Source organism: Solwaraspora sp. WMMA2056 (assembly GCF_030345095.1).
Classification (GTDB): domain Bacteria; phylum Actinomycetota; class Actinomycetes; order Mycobacteriales; family Micromonosporaceae; genus Micromonospora_E.
The window spans coordinates 3,470,916-3,486,743 of record NZ_CP128360.1 but is presented as its reverse complement, the minus strand read 5'-3'; the positions used below and the strand labels follow the sequence as shown (position 1 = coordinate 3,486,743).

At 70.7% G+C, this 15,828-nt stretch carries 13 protein-coding genes; 4 read left to right on the top strand and 9 right to left on the bottom strand.

All coding sequences use genetic code 11. From position 1 onward, the window contains the following. Nucleotides 1–69: 69 nt before the first annotated feature. Nucleotides 70–1,218, top strand: coding sequence for a hypothetical protein (locus O7608_RS15880; protein ID WP_289210707.1), 1,149 nt, complete (start codon nt 70–72; stop codon nt 1,216–1,218). Between the two features lie 522 nt (nt 1,219–1,740). Continuing rightward, nucleotides 1,741–2,574 (top strand): hypothetical protein, encoded by an 834-nt coding sequence (locus O7608_RS15875; protein ID WP_289210706.1) that lies wholly within the window; start codon nt 1,741–1,743, stop codon nt 2,572–2,574. 34 nt (nt 2,575–2,608) lie between these two features. On the opposite strand, the gene O7608_RS15870 is transcribed toward O7608_RS15875, so the two are convergent. The 5 genes from O7608_RS15870 to O7608_RS15850 form a co-directional block, all read right to left on the bottom strand. Beyond that, nucleotides 2,609–3,472 carry an ABC transporter permease gene (locus O7608_RS15870; RefSeq protein WP_289210705.1) on the bottom strand — a complete coding sequence of 288 codons (864 nt, stop codon included), beginning with the start codon at nt 3,470–3,472 and terminating at the stop codon, nt 2,609–2,611. Next, nucleotides 3,469–4,473 (bottom strand): ATP-binding cassette domain-containing protein, encoded by a 1,005-nt coding sequence (locus O7608_RS15865; RefSeq protein ID WP_289210704.1) that lies wholly within the window; start codon nt 4,471–4,473, stop codon nt 3,469–3,471. The genes O7608_RS15870 and O7608_RS15865 overlap by 4 nt, the downstream gene beginning before the upstream one ends. Nucleotides 4,474–4,502: 29 nt before the next feature. Then, the gene (locus tag O7608_RS15860; RefSeq protein WP_289210703.1) at nt 4,503–5,348 is read right to left on the bottom strand and encodes a DUF4097 family beta strand repeat-containing protein; all 846 of its coding nucleotides are present in this window, start codon (nt 5,346–5,348) and stop codon (nt 4,503–4,505) included. Between the two features lie 92 nt (nt 5,349–5,440). Beyond that, complete coding sequence (locus O7608_RS15855) at nt 5,441–5,983, bottom strand: YlcI/YnfO family protein (protein WP_289210702.1); 543 nt, start codon at nt 5,981–5,983, stop codon at nt 5,441–5,443. A 165-nt stretch (nt 5,984–6,148) separates the two neighbouring features. After that, a complete protein-coding gene (locus tag O7608_RS15850; protein ID WP_289210701.1) occupies nt 6,149–9,346 on the bottom strand; it encodes a ThuA domain-containing protein in 3,198 nt (1,065 codons plus the stop codon). Nucleotides 9,347–9,594: 248 nt separating this feature from the next. On the opposite strand from O7608_RS15850, the gene O7608_RS15845 reads away from it, so the two are divergent. Beyond that, entirely contained in the window at nt 9,595–11,610 is a 2,016-nt protein-coding gene (locus tag O7608_RS15845) for a cellulase family glycosylhydrolase (protein ID WP_289210914.1), read from the top strand. Between the two features lie 149 nt (nt 11,611–11,759). After that, on the top strand, nt 11,760–12,587 hold the full coding sequence (cas6, locus tag O7608_RS15840) for a CRISPR system precrRNA processing endoribonuclease RAMP protein Cas6 (RefSeq protein WP_289210700.1): 828 nt from the start codon (nt 11,760–11,762) through the stop codon (nt 12,585–12,587). A 141-nt stretch (nt 12,588–12,728) separates the two neighbouring features. Here the strand turns inward: cas6 and O7608_RS15835 are convergent, their stop codons facing one another. The 4 genes from O7608_RS15835 to O7608_RS15820 form a co-directional block, all read right to left on the bottom strand. Further along, nucleotides 12,729–13,406 (bottom strand): C39 family peptidase, encoded by a 678-nt coding sequence (locus tag O7608_RS15835; protein ID WP_289210699.1) that lies wholly within the window; start codon nt 13,404–13,406, stop codon nt 12,729–12,731. A 251-nt stretch (nt 13,407–13,657) separates the two neighbouring features. Next, nucleotides 13,658–14,455 carry a hypothetical protein gene (locus tag O7608_RS15830; RefSeq protein ID WP_289210698.1) on the bottom strand — a complete coding sequence of 266 codons (798 nt, stop codon included), beginning with the start codon at nt 14,453–14,455 and terminating at the stop codon, nt 13,658–13,660. Beyond that, entirely contained in the window at nt 14,445–14,963 is a 519-nt protein-coding gene (locus tag O7608_RS15825; RefSeq protein ID WP_289210697.1) for an RNA polymerase sigma factor, read from the bottom strand. Before O7608_RS15825 ends, O7608_RS15830 begins: the two co-directional genes overlap by 11 nt. A gap of 18 nt (nt 14,964–14,981) precedes the next feature. Further along, the gene (locus tag O7608_RS15820) at nt 14,982–15,638 is read right to left on the bottom strand and encodes a hypothetical protein (protein WP_289210696.1); all 657 of its coding nucleotides are present in this window, start codon (nt 15,636–15,638) and stop codon (nt 14,982–14,984) included. Nucleotides 15,639–15,828: the final 190 nt, after the last annotated feature.

The following is a 15,828-nucleotide window of genomic DNA, read 5'->3' as shown; positions in this document are numbered from 1 at the left end:
CCGGCGGGCACCCAGCCCGCCTGCTCATCCACCCCGCTGTTCTCCTGCGTCGCAACGGGAGGCACCTCGATGGACACCGCACTGCGCTCACCGGAAGACCCGCAAGACACGTACGCCTTCTTCTTCCTCGCCGTCGTCCGCGCCATGACCCACCACCTGGGGATGGTCATTGCCCGCACCGTGCACGGCACCAGCCACTGCGTCGACAGCCCGCGCGCCGCCAACTGGTGGCTGCACCTGTGCGCCAACTGCGCCGACGTACGCGACGAGCACATCCGCCGCCAGTTCGACCGACTGCGGCGCAACGCCACCGACCACGGCACCGCCAGCGGCAGCGCCCGCACCGGCGTCGGCGGCCCCAGCCGGATCGAGGAGATCAACCAGGTGGTGTCCTTCCTCTACGGGCCACAGGCGTCGACGGTCGACCCCGACGCCGCCGGCGCGGACCTGCTCCGCTACGCCCACCACCCGGACCGGGCCAACGCCGACATCGCCCCCTGGCTGCGCGCCATCTACTGGCAGTTCGTGCACCAGGACCAACGCCAGGCCATCGCCGAGCTGCGCCGCCGGTCGGCGACCGCGCGCGGCATGCACGCCCGCCCCGAACGCGACCTGACCACTGCCCGCTGGGCAGCGCCGCTCGCTGCTGACCCGGTCGGCCTCGACCTGCTGATCAGCTTCGTGATCGGGTTACGCGACCAGGTCGCCGACCCGTGGCGGATCCCGCACGCGGCGGCCAAGCACGGACTCACCGACCAGCAGGTACGCCTGCGTCTGACGGCGGCCGTCGACCAGCTCCGACGGATCAACCCGAGTTTCTACGAGGCGAACGTCGCCGCCGCACTGCACCGCCGCGCCGACCGACTCGACCCGTGCGACGACCTGCCGGGTGCCCGGCCGATCCGCGGCACCGCCCCGGGCGACCCGGCCGAGCGGTACGCCGACCCCGGCGACACTCCCCAACGGCGTCGCCGCCGCCAGGTGCTGCTGCGGCTGCTGGCCAACCCGGCCGTACGCCGCAGCGGGCTGCCGAAGCTGCTCGCCGAGATGTGCGATGTCGCGCTCGAACGATCCGCCGTCGACCTGGAGAGGTCCTGCGCGCGACGACTGCGACTGCCGTCCGGCACAGCCCGTCGGCGACTGGAAATCCTCGCGGTCCTCGTCGCCGGTGCCGGTGTCGAGTGGCTGGATGCTCTCCTATCGGAACCGCCCGGATAGTCCGGTATCCGGGGAGTGGGTGGGGCGACGGAACCCCACCGCCGCCCCACCCACTCCCCTATTCCGTCACTGTGGACGAGCGAATAGACTGGAGCCCGGCAGGCCCACCAGAGCCACCCAGGGAGGTGATTGGTCCGGAATGCCCGTTGCGACAACCCCCGACACGCCCGGGATCCCGGGTAGGTTGGCGGAAAGATCCCAAAGTAGACCTGAGCTGCGAAAACACGGTCTCCAGAGGTCATCTAGCCACTTCTCAAGATCATGATCGACAGGAGGTTGCCCTCAGGCACCCCTGTTTCCGCAGGTCAGACCGCCCGACATTTCGGACACGGTCCCCGAGCACACGAAAACCGCGCCGGATTGAAACATCTCCTCGTCGCTCTAGAGGAAGCCTTAGCGCTAAGCGCATTTGTCCCCAAGCACACGAAAACCGCGCCGGACTGAAACCTGGTCACCAGATTCAGTTGACCTGCAGCTCTACTCGCTGGACACAAGGTGAAGATCACTTATTTGATTCTTGCGATGTCGGCCGGTCTTGTCGGTGCCGTGTTCGGTTCGTGGCTGGGCTGGCAGGCGGCAGGGCCGACCACCGATACGGCGGCAGCCCGACAGGTGGCCGCTGTCGCGTTTCCCGACGTCGAGGCGGGTGAGCCGACCCGAAACGGTGACCGGCACGGGTTTCCGCCGGCTGTCGACGGTGCCTGGACCCTGCTCGTCGGAGGTGACGGCTACGTCGCCGGGACCGTCAGGGTGCCGTTGCCGTTCGGTCCGGCTTCGACCACCGACGGCCGTCTGGTCAGCGAGGCGGTCGACCGGCTCACGGCTGCCGGTTGGGATGCCGAGCGATTCCGCGCCAACGGCGACTACGACGCTTTCACGGCGACCCGGGACGGTGTCGCCGTGCGTCTGTCTGCGCGGGACGCCACGAGCTTCGTGATCGACGTTGGCCGCGCGCGGCCGTGGTGGGTCTGGCCGCTGGCGGTCGCCGGATTCCTCGTCGCCCTGATCACCACGTTGCTTGCCCTCCGGCAGCTCGATGCGCACACCAGCGGACGCGCCTGGGTCCGAGTCGTCGCCGTCTCCTTGCTCGGAGCTGCCGCCGTATTGAGCCTGCCCGCTCTGGCCGTGGGTGGGCTGGCCGCCAGCCATGCAGCGATCACCGGCGGCGACCCGTGGGCGCCGCCGTGGCTCGGCTTCACGATGGTCGGCCTGCGCCCGATGGCGTGGCTGGCCGGGCTGCTCACCGTCACGGCGGTCCTCGTCGCCGCTGCGTCACCGACGCGAACGCCGGCGACCGCCGGCACACCGAGCCGGGGACGCCGTACCGCAGAAGGGTCTGATCCTGCTGCGGCATAGTTGTGCCGCAGCAGGCATCAGCCACAGTCAGGGTTCAGGGCTCGCGGTTGAACAGCCGTTTCGACCAGAGGTATCCGCCGAGCGCGATGGCCGTGCACCAGGCGAGCGCGATCCACCCGTTGCTGCCGACCGGCTCGGCCATCAGCAGGCCGCGCAGGGTTTCGATGATCGGGGTGAACGGCTGGTACTCGGCGAACCAGCGCAGCCCGGCGGGCATCGAGTCGGTGGGGACGAACCCGCTGCCGAGCAACGGCAGCAGGATCAGCGGCATCGGCAGGTTGCTGGCGGTCTCGACGCTGCGGCTCACCTGGCCGAGCGCGACGGACAGCCAGACGAGCGCGAAGGTCACCACCAGCAGGAAACCGGCGGCACCCAGCCACCCGACCGGCCCGGCGGTGGGCCGGAAGCCGACCAGCAGCGCGACGCCGACGACGACCGCCACGCTGACCGCCGCCTGGATCATGCTGCCCAGGACGTGTCCGGTCAGCACCGAGACGCGGGCGATGTGCATCGTACGGAATCGGCCGATGATGCCTTCGGTCATGTCCATCGCGATCGAGATCGCCGTCCCCTGGACGGTGGTCGTCACGGTCATCAGGATGATCGCCGGTGCCACGTAGTTGACGTACGCGGCGCGCCCGCCGGCCCCGCCGCCGGGGAGCGCCCCGCCGGGCATCATGGCACCGAGTTGACCGAGCCCGGCGCCGAGGGTGCCACCGAAAACGTAGACGAACAGCAGCAGGAAGACGACGGGCATCCCGACGAGGGTCACCGTCATCGACGGGTAACGCAGCATGCGTCTGAGGTTGCGGCGCAGCATCGTCACCGAGTCGCGCAGCGGGTGGGTACGCAGGCCGGCGGCGGCGGTGGCCGGGCCGGTCAGGGCGTGGGCACTCATCGGGTGGTCACCTTGTCGTTGTCGGTGGGTTCGCCGGTCAGGGCGAGGAAGACGTCGTCGAGGTCGGGGGTGTGTACGGACAGTTCGTCGACTTCGACGGCGTGGTCGTCGAGCCGGCCGATCAGGGTCTTCAGCGCCTGCAGGCTGCCGTCGCTGGGCACCCGCAGAGCGAGCGGGTCGGGGTCACGGGTGACCTGACCGAGTGAGTGGGATGCCTGGCCGAGCGCTCCGGGTGTCTGGCCGAGGACGCGGGTGGCCGCCTCGAGGCGTCGCTGGTCGGCGAAGCGCAGCCGGACGTGCCCGCCGGGGATGCGGCGTTTGAGGTCCTCGGCGGTGCCCTCGGCGACCACCCGCCCGTGGTCGAGCAGCGCGATCCGGTCGGCCAGTTCGTCGGCTTCGGCGAGGTACTGGGTGGTCAGGAAGATGGTGACGCCGTCGGCGACCAGGTCCCGGACGATCTGCCACATGGTGCGCCGGCTGCGCGGGTCGAGCCCGGTGGTCGGCTCGTCGAGGAAGATCACCCGGGGGTCGCCGACCAGGGTCATCGCCAGGTCGAGCCGCCGCCGCATGCCGCCGGAGTAGGTCGACGCCGGTTTGCCGGCCGCCTCGGTCAGGTCGAACTGGTCGAGCAGTCCGGCGACGCGCCGGCGGCGGTCGGCCCGGCCGAGGTGGTGCAGGTCGGCCATCAGTCGCAGGTTCTCCGCGCCGGTGAGCAGGTTGTCCACCGCCGAGAACTGGCCGGTGACGCCGATCGCGGCGCGTACCGCGTCGGGGTCGCGGGTGAGGTCGTGCCCGGCGACCCGGGCGTCCCCGGCGTCCGGTCGGATCAACGTGGACAGGATCTTGACCGTGGTGGTCTTCCCGGCACCGTTCGCGCCGAGCAGCGAGAAGACCGTTCCCGCCGGTACGTGCAGGTCGATGCCGTCGAGCACGACGTGATCGCCGTACGCCTTGCGGAGCCCGGTGGCGGCGATCGCCGGCCGGGGCTGCGTGGAGGTCATGGTGTCCCTCTCTTGGAGCAAGGAGTGGGTCAGGAGCGGCGGATGGTGATGTCGCCGTAGGAGACGCGGGCGCGTACCTCGACGGTCTCGTCGGCGTCGTCGGGCCGGGTGGCGGTCTCCAGCAGGTTGTGGACCTGCCCGAAGTCGGTCTTCACTTCCAGCCAGGCGGCGGTGCCCTCGGCGATGCCGACGTCCAGGTTGCCCATGGCGGTGCCGAGCACGACCGAGCCGCGCACCACCTCGCCGAGGCGGATGCTGCCGTTGGATGTCTTCGCGTCGACGCCGGCGCCGGCCCGTTCGACGCGGATGTCACCGTTGGCCGCCCGCACCCGTACGTCGCCGGTGACCGCGTCGATGGTGGTCTCGCCGTTGGAGTTCTTGACCACGGCGGTGCCGTCGATCTCGCCGAGCTGGATCTTGCCGGAGCCGGTGGTGATCCGGGCGTCGCCGGTGACGCCGTCGACGGTGACGTGGCCGGCCGAGGTGTCCACGCGCAGCGGGCCGGTCAGTTCCAGCCAGGCGTTTCCGGCGGCGGTCCTGACCCGGCACTGCCCGAGCCGTCCGGTGCAGCGGACGTCGCCCAGTTGCGTCTCGGCGGAGACCTGGGAACCGCTGGGCAGTTGGATGGACACCTCGACGGACCTGGTCCGGCGGGAGAAGTCGAAGGCGGGTGATTTCGGGCCGGTGATCCGCAGGGTGCCGTTGGCGTAGTCGACGCGTACCCGGGCGGCGGCGGCCACGTCGGAGTCGTCGGTGTCGTCGCTCGGGCGGACCTCGACGACGGTGTCGGTGCGCTGGGTCGCGGCGATCTGTACGTTGCCGCTGCCGAGTTCGAGAGTGACGGAGATCGGTTCGGGCGTGTCGAAAGTAGGCATGGTTGTCCCCGCATCATGGGTTGGTGGGCCGTCCCCGCAGGTCGGGGACGTGAGGTGTGGAAGGTGGACGGTGGGTGGGAGGGGCGGTGCGGCTAGCGCACCCAACCGGTGAAGGTCTGCGTGCTGCGTTTCCCGGTGCCGCGTTCGTCGCCGCGCCGGTCCCGGTCGGACCGCTGCAGACCGGCGGCTGCCGCCCGGACCAGCCAGGCGTTGACCGAGCGCCCCTCCTTGGCGGCGGCCTCCTCGACTGCGGCCTTGAGCTGTTCGGGCAGGCGTACGTTGATCCGCGTCACCGGGCCGTCCTCGGTGATCAGCAGGTCGTTGTCGGGTGGGCCGTCGGCCGTCGCCGCGCCATCCCCGGCGGTGGTCCCGGTCGGATCGGACGGTTCGGCGGGTGGCGTGGTGACGACGAAGTGCGGGTCGCGGCCGCGTAGCCGCAGCTCGACCGAGCCGGGTGCCAGGTCGCGGGTGATCTCGTCGGCGGCGGCCGACAACGCGTCCAGCAGGGTCATCCGGATCGCCGACTCGAGCGACCCGGTCAGGCGCTCGACCAGTGCCCGCGCCTCGTCTCCGCCGGTTTCGGCGAGGGTGGCGAACTCCCGCCCGAGGTTGCTCACGTACGACGTCAGGTCCATGGTGCCATCATGGCACAGGATGGCACCATCAACAAGCCATCTTGGCACCAGAATGCTGCCAGATTGGCACCTTGTGGCACCTGAGCCGAGGAAGTGCCGCTGCGGCCGACAGACGAGGGCTGCGCGGCACCCACCAGCCGGTGGGTGCCGCGCAGCCCTCGTTGATCAGCTGGCGGTGCAGCTCAGCGACGACACGCTGTTCGCGCCGTTGCCGGAGCCGATGAAGCCGAACGTCGTACTGGCGCTGGCGCCGAGCGACCCGTTGTAGGACACGTTGCGGGCGGTCACGTTGGCGCCGCTCGACGTGACGGTGGCGCTCCAGGACTGGGTGACGGTCTGTCCCCCGGTGAACGTCCAGGTGACCGTCCAGCCGCTGATCGACGTGGATCCGGCGGTGACCCGTACCTCACCTTGGAAGCCACCCTGCCATTGGCCCGTCACCGAGTACGTCGCCGCACACGACGGCCCGGTGGGCGGCGGCGTGGTCGGTGGCGCAGTGGTAGGCGGAGCCGTGGTCGGCGGCGCGGTGGTCGGTGGTGCGGTCGTGGGCGGTGCGGTGGTCGGCGGTGCGGTGGTCGGCGGGGCGGTGGTGGGCGGCGGTGTCGTACCGCTGCTGCGGAAGGTGAACTCGTCGACGTCGAACAGGTAGCTGGAGCCTCCGGTGAAGACGAGGAACAGGTTGTGCGTACCGCTTGGTGGGCTGACCGTGCCGGTGACGGTGGTCCAGGTCTCCCAGCTTCCGGTGGGGGCGACGGTCGCCGTACCGATGACGGGCCCCGACGCCGAGCCGGTGCGCAGCGAGATGGTGCCCCCGGATCCGGCGGAGGCGACCCGGGCGGTGAACGACGTGGCCCCGGCCAGGTTGTACGGGGTGAACGAGATCCAGTCGCCGTTCTCGATGTAGCCGACCGCGCTGCCACCGTTGGCGGAGGCCTTCTCCACCAGGGTGGTGCCCTGCTGGCCGCCGTAGTGCTCGGCCTGGCGGGTCCGGGGCTGCATGACGGTCTGCGTCGAGGTCACCGGGATGGTCGCGCCCACCGGGGTGTACTCGGCGACCATGACACCGAAGATGTTCGCGTTCGGGTCGTGTTCGCCGTCGACGGTGGTCTGCAGGGTGCCGGAGCAGCCGGTGGCGCTGGTGATGCCGTGGCCGTGGCTGTCGTGCCCGAGCAGGTAGTTGACCTTCACCCGGCTGCAGTCGATGGTCGCCGCGTTCGGGTCGGTGACCGTGACCTGGAACGGGATGGCGTCACCGAAGTCGAACAGCCGGCCGTTGGTCGGTAGGTCGAGGGTGACCGTCGGCCGGCCCACTCCGATCACCACGCTCGCGGTGGCGCTGCGGCCGGTGCTGTCACGCACCGTGAGCGTCGCCGTGAACTCGCCGTTGCTGGTGTACGTGTGCGACGGGTTCGGCTGCGTCGAGTCGGTGCTGCCGTCCGTGGTGAAGTCCCACGCGTACGTGATGGCGTCGCCGTCCGGGTCGCTGGTCCCGGCCGAGCTGAACTGTACGGTCAACGGGGCGTTGCCGGTGGTCGGGTTGGCGGTGGCGAGCACGGTCGGGGCCCGACCGCCGCCGGAGTTGTACTCGATGCGGTACACCGCCGAGCTGGCGTCGCCGCTGCCCCAGCCGGTGCCGTAGTCGAGCACGTAGAGTGCACCTTCCGGCCCGAACTCCATGTCCATCACCTGGGTGCCGGTGTAGGCCGGGAACGGTTCGATCGCGCCGACCCCGCCGGAGCCGGTGACCGTGACCGTCTTGATCCACCGTCGGCCGAACTCGCCGATGAACACCTTGCCGTTCATCGACGCCGGGAACTTCACTTCGGAGGCGAGCGAGGCGTCGTAGTTGTAGACCACGGCGTCCATCGGAGACAGGCTGCCGCAGCACAGCTCCGGCGGGTTCTGCTCGCCACCGTACGGCAGCCAGGCCCGCTGGGACGGGGGCAGTTGGGTGATACCGGAGTTGTTCGGGGAGTTGTTCACCGGGCCGCCGGAGCAGTTGAACGGTGCACCGGAGGGGCCGGACGGGAACGTGAAGTCGATGTACGGGGTGTTGTAGTTCGAGCAGTACGGCCAGCCGTAGAAACCGGGCTGGGCGATGCCTTCGAACGCGACATGGTTGGCCGGCCCTCGGTTGGGGTTGGCGGTGCCGGCGTCCGGGCCGTACTCGCCGAGGTAGACGATGCCGGTCGCCTTGTCGACGGACATCTTGAACGGGTTACGGAAGCCCATCGCGTAGATCTCGGGCTTGGTCCTGGCCGTGCCGGCGGGGAACATGTTGCCGGCCGGGATGGTGTAGCCGCCGTTGGCGCCCGGCCGGATCCGTAGGATCTTGCCCCGCAGGTCGTTGCTGTTGCCGGCGGTACGCTGCGCGTCGTACGCCGGGTTGCGGTTGGGTCGCTCGTCGATCGGGGTGTAGCCGCTGGAGTCGAACGGGTTCGTGTCGTCGCCGGTCGACAGGTAGAGGTTGCCGGCGGCGTCGAAGTCGATGTCCCCGCCGACGTGGCAGCACATGCCCCGGCTGGTCGGGACCTCCAGGATCGTCACCTCGGACGCCCGGTCAAGGGTGTGGTCGGCGTTGACGGTGAAGCGGGCCAGCCGGTTGTAGCCGTTGAACGGGGCGAACTGTGCCGCCGACCCGGTCGCCGGTGCGTCGCCGCCGGGGGTGTTCAGGGGCGGCGAGTAGTACACGTACACCCAGCGGTTGGTGGCGAAGTTCGGGTCCACCTCGATGCTCTGCAGTCCTTCTTCGTCGTGGGTGTAGACCGGGATGGTCAGCGCCACCTTGGTGTTGCCGGCGGCGTCGGTGTAGCGGATGGTGCCTTCGCGGGAGGTGTGCAGCACGCCCCGGTTGGGCAGCACGGTCATGCCCATCGGTTCACCGACCTCGGCCACCCCCTTGGCCAGGGTGATCTGGCTGTAGCCGGCCGGGGTCTGGCTGGTCGAGCAGTTGCCGGTGCCCTGCGCGGCGTAGCGGATGCCGCCCAGCACGTGGCTGCGGAAGTTGGCGTCGCTGAAGCTCTCGTTGGTGTGGCCCATGCCGGTGTACCAGGATCGGCCGCCGTCGTAGTTTCGACACCACGCGATCGGGTGGTCGCTGCCCATGGTGCCGCCGGTGTAGGTGCTCTCGTCGACGGTGGCCAGGATCCGGTTCTGTGCCCGGGGGTTGGTCCGGTAGTTGTACCACTCGTCGTACCGGTTCCACGCGGTCGGCAGCCCGGCGGTCGACGGGTGGGAGCTGTCCTCGATCCGTACGGTGGCGTTCTGGTTGGCGGGGTGGCTGGAGAAGTACGCGCCGACCAGGTCGCCGTACGGGCGGGCTCGCCAGGGCGGCCCTGCTCGCCTTCGCCCGGGGCGACACACGATACCGGCTCCAAGTCACCGCGTCGCTATCGAAGGCCGTCGTTGCAACTCTACGGGAGCCACAAAATGGAAGTCAATGGATCTGCAACAGCCCGGACGGGCCCAGCGGTACGCCCGCCGGGACCACGTCCTTCCATTACGACCTTGGTACGTCGTAATCTCTGTCGATGGAAGCGCTCCCACGATCGCCCAACCCACGACAGGAGAACCTCTACATGCCGTCGATACGGACACGGTGGGCCGCCACAATGGCGGCCGGCCTGCTGCTCGGAGCGGTCGCCGCCGTCCCGACCACCCCCGCCACGGCAGCCGCCGCCCCACCGGCTGCCCGCACCGACACGTCAGCCACCACATCAGCCACAGCCACCACATCAGCCGCGGCCGCGGCCGCCCAGGCCGCGCCGGAGAACGACTGGCTGCACACCGACGGGAACACGATCGTCGACGAGGCCGGCAACCAGGTGTGGCTCACCGGGGCCAACTGGTTCGGCTACAACGCCACCGAACGGGTCTTCCACGGCCTGTGGTCGGCCAACATCGAGGCGGTCACCCGCGCGATGGCGCAGCGTGGCGTCAACATCGTCCGGGTGCCGATCTCGACCCAGCTGCTGCTGGAGTGGAAGGCCGGCCAGCCGCTGGCCCGGCCCAACATCAACGCGTACGTCAACCCGGAGCTCGACGGGCTGAACAACCTGCAGATCTTCGACTACTGGCTCGACCTGTGCGAAAAGTACGGCCTGAAGGTCATGCTGGACGTGCACAGCGCCGAAGCCGACAACTCCGGCCACCTCTACCCGGTCTGGTGGAAGGGCTCGATCACCGTCGAGGACTTCTACCAGGGCTGGGAGTGGGTGACCGCGCGCTACCGCGACAACGACACGATCGTCGCGATGGACGTCAAGAACGAGCCGCACGGCACGCCGAACGACCCGCAGCGGGCCAAGTGGGACTCCTCGACCGACCAGGACAACTTCAAGCACGCCTGCGAGACCGCCGGCCGGCGGATCCTGGCGATCAACCCCGACCTGCTGATCCTCTGCGAAGGTATCGAGGTCTACCCGCGCCCGCACGCCGACTGGGACTCCCCCAACACCAACCCGGACCTCAGCCCGAACTACTTCTACAACTGGTGGGGCGGCAACCTGCGGGGCGTCGCCGAGCACCCGGTCGACCTGGGCACCAACCAGGACCAGCTGGTCTACTCCCCGCACGACTACGGCCCGCTGGTCTACGAGCAGCCGTGGTTCCAGGGCGAGTTCGACAAGGCGTCGCTGACCGAGGACGTGTGGCGGCCCAACTGGCTCTACATCCACGAGGACGACACCGCGCCGCTGCTGATCGGCGAGTGGGGCGGCCGGTACGGCCAGGACGCCCGGCAGGACAAGTGGCTGCACGCCCTGCGCGACCTGATGATCGACTACGGCATCCACCACACGTTCTGGTCGCTGAACCCCAACTCCGGTGACACCGGCGGCCTGCTGCTCGACGACTGGACCAGCTGGGACGAGGTCAAGTACAACCAGGTGCTCAAGCCGGCACTGTGGCAGCACGACGGCAAGTTCGTCAGCCTCGACCACCAGGTGCCGCTCGGCGGGGCCGGCTCCACCACCGGGATCAGCCTCGCGCAGCGCTACAGCGACGGCGGCGGGGACGACGACGTGACCGCGCCGACCGCCCCCGGCCAGCCGACCGCGAGCGACGTCACCGCCGACTCAGTGACGTTGACCTGGGCGGCGTCGACCGACAACGTCGGCGTCACCTCGTACCAGGTGCTGCGGTCCACCGCCGGCGGCCCGGCCACCCCGGTCGCCACGGTCTCCGGCACCACGTACACCGCCGCCGGCCTGACCCCCGAGACCAGCTACACGTTCACGGTCCGGGCCCGCGACGCGGCCGGCAACGTCTCACCGGCCTCACCGGCGCGAACGGTCACCACCGCGGCCGACGACGGCGGCCCCGGCGACGGCGGCTGCACCGCCACCTACACGGTGACCAGCAGCTGGCAGGGCGGCTTCCAGGGCGGCATCGAGGTGCGCAACACCGGCACCTCGGCGATCTCCGGCTGGACGCTCACCTGGACCAACCCGAGCGGTACGTCGATCGGGTCGCTGTGGAACGGCCGGTTGACCACGTCCGGCGGGGTGAACACGGTACGCAACGAGCCGTACAACGGGGCCCTCGCGCCGGACGCCGCCACCACGGTCGGCTTCGTCGGCTCCGGTCCCGGCACCACGCCGACCGATCTGAGCTGCACCGCGTCCTGAGCGAACCCGAACTCGGACCGAATCCGGACCCGATCCGCTGCCCGACCCCGACCGGGTGGGGCAGCGGATCCCCCGGCCCGTTGGCGCCGGTCTGCTTGAGTGGGGGGGCATCCACCGACCACACCAGACCGAGAGGGTACGCCGGCCCGATGCCCACCCAGATCGTCGTCTCCCTGGTGCCGACCGCCGCCACGGCGGTCCCGCCGCCGCACACCGGCCCGGCCGTCTACGCCGCGTTCCTCAAAGCGGTCCGCGCCGTCGACCCGGAGCTGTCCGCGATCATGCACGACAGCCCCCGGTACAAGCCGTTCACCCTCAGCCCGGTCCTCGACGAGCAGGGCCGGCCACCGTCGGCACCGGGGCAGCCGGGCCGGATCGTGGCCGGCCTGCTGATCGACGCGTACGCCGCCCCGGTGCTCGCCGCGCTGCACCACGCCGCCGGGCATCAGATCGCACAGACCCGGTACCGCACCGTCGACGTCGCCGTGCACGCGGTGTCGTACGCCGAGCTGGCCACCGGCGCCGACCCGGCCGGCACCACCTGGGCGTACGACCTGCTGACCCCGGTCGGGTTCGCCACCGGACGCGGGGACGGTGCCCGCCGCCAGCGCCCCTGGCCGGACGCGGAGCGGGTGTTCACCAACCTGACCCGGCGCTGGGACGCGTTCGCCGGGGAGGTGGCGTTGCCGACGTCGGCGGAGCCGGCGGTCGTCGACCATCTGGAGGTGGTCGACGCCCAACTGCGGATGGTCACGCACCTGGTGGAGCCGGGGCAGCGTAACCCGCAGCACCGGTTCCGCCGGGGCACGGTCGGCTCGGTGACCTTCCAGTTGGCGGAGGCGTCGGGGGTGCCCGGCGACGCGCGGCGGGCGGTGGACGCCCTGGCGGCGTTCGCCAGCTACGCCGGCTTCGGTGACCGGACCGCGATGGGCATGGGCCACGTCCGGCGCAGACTCAGCCCGCCACCGCAGCAGTGATCCGCTGCGGTTCATTGGACTGGCGACGGCGTGTCGGGTCGATGAACCGCAGCGGATCAAGGCCAGCCGGTGACGACCGTTGGCCGGGTCTGCCGCGTACGCGGCAGACCCGGCCAACATGGTCAGGGCGAGGTCAGGACGTCAGTGCGAGTAGCCGCGCGTGGCGATCCAGTGCGCCAGGGTCTCGGTGCTCACCCAGTAGTGTTCGGCGCCCAGGAAGGCCGGGTCGGCGATCTTGACAGCGTCGCCGCCCTCGCCGTAGCCGACCACGGTCACGTAGTGCCCGCCCGGGTACGAGTGGGTCCGGCCGTCGATGTCGCTCACCGTACCGATGATGTTGGCCACCACGGCTCGGCCGTCGTCCACGGTCGCCCGCACGTCGTCGCGCAACTGGTCGATCTGCGCCTGGCTCGCCTTGGACGCCTCGATCGCGGTGGTCCGGTACTTGTCGTCGCCGGTGAGCTCGTTGAGCACCCGGGTGGTGTCCTCGGCCGAGTCGGTGCCGGCCTCGGTGGTGCCCAGCTTCTCGGCGACCTCGTCCTGCGACAGCTCGTGGCCCTGGGCGGTCAGCGCGATCCGGGTCGCGGCCGGCCCGCAGTAGTAGAAGTTCGGCTGCCGCTCGTAGCGGGTGTTCAGCACCCGGTCGCCGCCGGTACGGTCGCCGTGCTCGCCGCCACGGTCGGCGGTCGACGCCGCGGCGACGTTTCCCGACGCGCCCGACGGGGCGGCCTGGGCCGCGACGGCGGGGCCGGCCACCACACCACCGGCGACGAGCAGACCAGCAACGGACAGCGCAGACTTACGGAAGATCGTGTTCATCAGAAGACTCCGTTCCGAGGGGTACGGGGGATCCGGACGCCGCCACCAGACGGGCATCGGACCCCGCGAACGGGACAGAACAGATGCTCGGTCGGAAAATCGCCCCGCCGACCGGTGTCGCATCCGCCGATTGGGCGGGGCAGTCTTGCGGGCGTACCGGATACAACCGCCGGGGGGTGCCCGGCATTCCGGCGGCCTGCCCCGCTCCGGCCGGCACGGTCGGTCAGCCGCGCCAGCCGGGGCGAGCCCGGTCAGCCCGGCGCCGCACCGTTGTCGACAAATCGGAAGAACGTCGTCAACGTCGCATTACCCAGCTCTTCGAGGATCAGCCCCCGGGTGCTGGAGTACTGCAGGTAGGCGGCGCTGCTGCTGATCGCGTACGCATCCTCGCCCGGCGCCTGCACGACGGTGATCTCGAACCGTTGGCGTGGTTCGTCGGCCGCGCAGACCGCCGCGCCCACGGTGAGTGGTGCGGACCCGGCCGACCCCACCTGCCAACAAGTGTCCGATCCGTCCTGGTCCGGGTCCGGGTCCGCTGTCCGGATCCGGTAGCTGTCCTCGTCGAGCGGCTCGATCACGAACAACCGCCGGCCCTCGACCCCGTCGACCTCACCGAGCCGGCCCTCGTCGAGCAGCGACACCGCCGACTCGAAGCCGTCCGTACGCACGATCGCCACCTGCCGCTGCCCGGACAGCAACGGGTCGTCCCCGGGCGGCTTACCGACTGTCGGGTCGGAACCGTCGTCGGACGCCGGGCCGGTCGGCGAGGCGGACGGTGAACCGGTCGGTGCCCCCGGGGTCGCGGTCGGGGTGGGGCCGGCCGGGCCGACCGGCAGCGGCGGCGCGGCCCGGTTGGCCTGGACGGCGGCGACACCGGCACCGAACGCACCGATCAGTACCACACCGAACACAGCGGTGGCGGCCTGCCGGCGACGGCGCAGCGTGTCGCCCCGGCGGCGGATGTCGGCGGCGGGGGCGAGCCGACCGGCCCGCCCGGCGTGCTCGGCCATGTCCCGCAGCACCCGCTCGGGATTGGGCTCAGACCGCATAGCTCCTCCCGTCGCCGGTGGTCTGCTGATCGCCGTCGGCCAACTGCGCGGCGAGGGCCTTGCGGCCCCGGGCCAGCCAGGTCTTGACGGTGTTGACGTTGGTGCCGGTCTCCGCAGCGACTTCGGCGACGCTGAGCCCGGCCAGGTAGTGCAGCACGACGACCCGGCGCTGGTCGACGGTGATCTGCCGCAACGCCGCCACCAGCGCGACGTGGTCGACCGACACGCCGTCGACCGGCTGGGCGCCAGCGGTGTCCCGACGGTGGGCCTTCCACCGGTTCACCGCCTTGCGCCACGAGCTCACCGCGATGCGGTACGCGACCGTGCGTACCCAGGCTTCAGGGCTGTCACAGTCGCGCACGGACGCCCACCGGTCCCACGCGCGGGCGTACGCCTCGGCGACCGCGTCCTCCGCGTCGGACCGGTTGCCGAGCACCACGTACAGGTGGCCGAGCACCCGCTTGGACGACGCCGCGTAGAAGGCGTCGAACTCGTCGGCGTCACGCATCCGTCAAGCCTCCACCGGTCACCTCGTCGGTGCCGGCCCGTTGTCGTTGAACCGGAAACCGTCCGGCGCCGGCGAACCGTCGCCCTGCTCCTCCAGGATCAGCCCGGACCGCGCCGAGGTACGCAGGTACGCCGAGCTGTTGCTGATCATGAAGGTGTCGTCGGTGTCAGTATCGGCGGCGACGATCTCGAACCGCTGCCGGGGGTCCCCGGCGTCGCACTCCGCGCCCTCGACCGACAACGGCTGGCCGTCGCCCGGGTTGCGCACCCGCCAGCAGACCGGCTCACCGATGCCGGGGCCATCACCCACGCCCCGGTACGACTCGATGAGGAACAGCCGTCCCTGCATCGGGATCGGCACGAACACTTGCCGACCCTCGTCGCCGTCGACCTCGGCCAACCTGCCGTCGTCGGTCATCGACAGCCCGCTTTCGAAGCTGCCCACCCGCACAATGGTCACCTGCCGGGTGCCGGACAGCACCTCGGGCAGGCCGGTCGCCGTCGGCTGCGGGGTCGGTGCCGCGCTGGTGGCCGCGACGCCGGAGGCCGGGGCGGGGGCGGCCGACATCGGCCCCGGGCCGGTCGCCCCGTCACTGGTCGGTTCGGTCGTCGTACAGGCGGTCAGGGCACCGGCCATCACAGCGATGCCCAGACCCGCGATCCGTTGACTCGTCAAGATGTCGTCACCCTCATTCGGTCATCGCCGACCGGCGGCGGGGCTCGTGCCGGCACGCCAACGCCGGTCCCGGTCAACCATTCCGTGTCGACCGACGTATCCAAGACGTGCGGCGGGGGCACCTGGTTTCAGCAGTCGCGGAAATGTTCCCCCCGCCCGATGGCCGCAGCGGTCCGGAGCGTGGCACCGC

What these genes read in the sequence shown, in the direction of transcription:
- O7608_RS15880 (WP_289210707.1), top strand. Translation starts at nt 70, where the DNA reads ATGGACACCGCACTGCGCTCACCGGAAGACCCGCAAGACACGTACGCC.
- O7608_RS15875 (WP_289210706.1), top strand. Translation starts at nt 1,741, where the DNA reads ATGTCGGCCGGTCTTGTCGGTGCCGTGTTCGGTTCGTGGCTGGGCTGG.
- O7608_RS15870 (WP_289210705.1), bottom strand. Translation starts at nt 3,472, where the DNA reads ATGAGTGCCCACGCCCTGACCGGCCCGGCCACCGCCGCCGCCGGCCTG.
- O7608_RS15865 (WP_289210704.1), bottom strand. Translation starts at nt 4,473, where the DNA reads ATGACCTCCACGCAGCCCCGGCCGGCGATCGCCGCCACCGGGCTCCGC.
- O7608_RS15860 (WP_289210703.1), bottom strand. Translation starts at nt 5,348, where the DNA reads ATGCCTACTTTCGACACGCCCGAACCGATCTCCGTCACTCTCGAACTC.
- O7608_RS15855 (WP_289210702.1), bottom strand. Translation starts at nt 5,983, where the DNA reads ATGGACCTGACGTCGTACGTGAGCAACCTCGGGCGGGAGTTCGCCACC.
- O7608_RS15845 (WP_289210914.1), top strand. Translation starts at nt 9,595, where the DNA reads ATGGCGGCCGGCCTGCTGCTCGGAGCGGTCGCCGCCGTCCCGACCACC.
- cas6 (WP_289210700.1), top strand. Translation starts at nt 11,760, where the DNA reads ATGCCCACCCAGATCGTCGTCTCCCTGGTGCCGACCGCCGCCACGGCG.
- O7608_RS15835 (WP_289210699.1), bottom strand. Translation starts at nt 13,406, where the DNA reads ATGAACACGATCTTCCGTAAGTCTGCGCTGTCCGTTGCTGGTCTGCTC.
- O7608_RS15830 (WP_289210698.1), bottom strand. Translation starts at nt 14,455, where the DNA reads ATGCGGTCTGAGCCCAATCCCGAGCGGGTGCTGCGGGACATGGCCGAG.
- O7608_RS15825 (WP_289210697.1), bottom strand. Translation starts at nt 14,963, where the DNA reads ATGCGTGACGCCGACGAGTTCGACGCCTTCTACGCGGCGTCGTCCAAG.